Annotated in this window: 2 protein-coding genes; one reads left to right on the top strand and one right to left on the bottom strand. The window is 57.4% G+C overall.

What is annotated here, in order from left to right:
• The first annotated feature begins 92 nt into the window (after positions 1–92).
• Complete coding sequence (locus tag EN807_RS32250) at positions 93–1,121, top strand: IS110 family transposase (RefSeq protein WP_127209742.1); 1,029 nt, start codon at positions 93–95, stop codon at positions 1,119–1,121.
• Positions 1,122–1,210: 89 nt separating this feature from the next.
• Here the strand turns inward: EN807_RS32250 and EN807_RS36145 are convergent.
• Positions 1,211–1,400 (bottom strand): hypothetical protein (locus EN807_RS36145; RefSeq protein WP_206523295.1); only part of this gene is annotated, 190 nt, incomplete at its 5' end.

The following is a 1,400-nucleotide window of genomic DNA, read 5'->3' as shown; positions in this document are numbered from 1 at the left end:
GCAGAAGATGGGATGGTTGCCGCCCTCCCCAGACGGCATCGCAATGTGCCAAGGTCGTGATGTTCAACGCCACGAGAAGGAGAGGACGGCAAATGAAGGATACTATGATCGGGGTGGACCTGGCAAAGAACGTTTTCCAGCTTCACGGCGCGACAATGACGGGGCATCTAAGTTTCCGTAAGAAGCTGACGCGGTCACGGTTCCGGCAGTTCATGGCAGCCCAGCCGCCTGCCGTGGTTGTGATGGAAGCATGCGGCAGCGCGAGCTACTGGGCCCGAGAAATGGTCAAATTTGGCCACGAGGTGAAACTGATCGCACCTCAATATGTGCGGCCCTTTGTCAAACGGCAGAAAAACGATGCTGCCGATGCTGAAGCAATCGTCGTTGCAGCACAGCGCCCGGAGATGCGTTTTGTACAGCCGAAGTCGGAAGAACAGCAGGCATGCGCTGTGTTGTTCCGAGCTCGGGAGCGCCTCCTCCATCAGCGCACCGAGCTTGTGAATGCTTTGCGTTCGGTGCTGTACGAATATGGCCACATCATTCCGAAAGGGATCGCCCATATCAAGCGGATTGAAAGTATCCTGGACGAGCCGAACAGTGACCTGCCAGCCCTGGTGCGCGAGGAATGCTTTGATCTGCTCGAACAGATTGCTGAAAAGACGGCCCGGATCGACGTCAAAACGGCAAAGGCCAAAGCCCTTTCCCTGGCGACCGATACAGCGCGGCGACTCCAGACAATGCCTGGTGTCGGGCCCCAGACTGCGTTGGCGATCAGCGGCTTTGCTCCGCCGATGGAGAGCTTCAAACGCGGGCGAGACTTTGCGGCCTGGCTTGGGCTCGTGCCACGTCAATACACCTCCGGCGGCAAGGAGCGACTTGGACGGGTATCGAAGGCTGGCCAGACCGATATCCGGTCTTTGTTGATCATCGGTGCCATGTCACGCCTGACAGTGCTGGCCCGCAAATCCATCGTCGAGGGATCATGGCTGGCACGGATGCTGCGTCGCAAGCCGCTCATGCTGGTGGCGATCGCGCTTGCGAACAAGATGGCGCGGGCAATCTGGGCGATGATGACAAAGAAAGAGGATTATCGAAATCCGGCGCGAGTTGTAGCTGCATGACGGATATGCATCACCACACAAAATGCGCCGGTGAAGAAGGTGTAGGAAGTCGATGACCTGAATGGGCACAATGATCGAAAAGATCTGGATCAGGAAAACCAGCCGTCGTTCCCGAGCTTGAAAGCTCTTGCAGAAGATTTGGACCCGATCCGCAGATCACCATACCGGCCCGCGGCTTCTTGAAAGGCCGCAAGGAAAAGGCCTGAGAGAAGAACGCACTCGATCACCGGGCACATCAGGTTGGAAGGCTCTTGCATCGAGGGCGGCAACCAGAGAAGA

The organism is Mesorhizobium sp. M5C.F.Ca.ET.164.01.1.1 (assembly GCF_004792125.1).
GTDB lineage: Bacteria > Pseudomonadota > Alphaproteobacteria > Rhizobiales > Rhizobiaceae > Mesorhizobium > Mesorhizobium wenxiniae.
The sequence above is the reverse complement of the archived record's forward strand: the minus strand, read 5'-3'. Positions and strand labels throughout refer to the sequence as shown.